This window comes from Winogradskyella marina, from assembly GCF_015645385.1.
Taxonomy (GTDB): Bacteria; Bacteroidota; Bacteroidia; order Flavobacteriales; family Flavobacteriaceae; genus Winogradskyella; species Winogradskyella marina.
In genome coordinates this window covers 1-1222 of sequence record NZ_JADOET010000043.1, presented here as the reverse complement: position 1 = coordinate 1222, position 1222 = coordinate 1, and the positions used below count along the sequence as shown (strand labels likewise).

Below are 1222 nucleotides of genomic sequence, written 5' to 3'. Positions count from 1 at the left end.
CAACAAAGTACTGTGGTAAAAAACAAGTAAAAACGCATTAATTTTTAACCAAAGTACTTTTATAGTTTTCGTCAAATATTAATCCAGATTTAGCTATTGCAAAGGCCTGTTTTAATAACTTATTACACACTGCAATCAATGCTAGTTTTTTACTCTTTCCCTTAGCTACAATTCGCTCATAAAGATCTCGACAAGCTTTGTTGTATTTGCACGCATTAAAACTACACATAAATAATAAATTCCGTAGCTTTTGATTCCCCATTTTACTGATGCGTGGTCGCCCTTTTACACTGCTTCCACTTTGCCGGATCACTGGTGTAAGTCCTGCGTAACTACATAGTTCACTTGCGCTTGTAAAACGATCAAAACCACCTGTTAAAACCACTAGCATAATAGCTGTTTTTGGACCTATACCTGGAATGGTTTTTAAACGAGTAAACAAATCTTGATGTGTTTGTTTTACTAAAATTAATAGCTCCTTCTCTAACGTTTTTATCGCTTTTGTTATTTGCCTTAAACTACATTTTAAAGACCGAACAACAAGCTTACTTGGATTTCCTAAAACAGCTTCACCATGTAACTTGTTTTTTAGCATAGTGCTTTGTTTTATATACACAGAGAGCGTTCTCACGATTTGAAGACATTCTATTTCTTCCTTTGAATTTCCCTGCCATAGCTTTAATTCCACTTGCTCTGCGTAAGCACAAATAAGTCTTGAATCACTCTTATCTGTCTTAACTTTTGATAATCCCATCTGTATAAAGCGTTTCACAGACAATGGATTTTCTACCGAAACTTTTATACCTGACTCTAGCAAATGATATGCTAACTGATAATGGTAGTAACCTGTAGCTTCCATAACACAATGACTCTTTATATTTAAAAGTTTTGAAAACTTTTTGAACCCAAACTCATTGTTTTTAAACTGGTAATAATTACCTGAAGAATCCGTAACATCAAAAACATGATGGCTGATGTCAATTCCAAAATATTTAATATCTTTATTCATAAGAAAATGTTTTTTTGAAAGGACAATCTACGCGAGTTTCAACGACTTAAAAGCGAGGTCTAAAAGCCTCATAGAACTGTACGAAATCTGTGTAGAAAAGAGAGGGGATTTTCAATGTTGACGAAGTCTAAAGCTTCTGCGTATATATTAACCTTATTCCTCTCTTTTGTCTTTTCTGTTTATAACTCTAAATTAATGAATTGTAAACTTAAG

General features: G+C 33.3%; 1 protein-coding gene. It reads right to left on the bottom strand.

Annotated elements, in window-relative coordinates:
- Window positions 1-37: 37 nt before the first annotated feature.
- Entirely contained in the window at window positions 38-1009 is a 972-nt protein-coding gene (locus tag ITJ86_RS17140; protein WP_195872871.1) for an IS110 family RNA-guided transposase, read from the bottom strand.
- Window positions 1010-1222: the final 213 nt, after the last annotated feature.

What these genes read in the sequence shown, in the direction of transcription:
- ITJ86_RS17140 (WP_195872871.1), bottom strand. Translation starts at nt 1,009, where the DNA reads ATGAATAAAGATATTAAATATTTTGGAATTGACATCAGCCATCATGTT.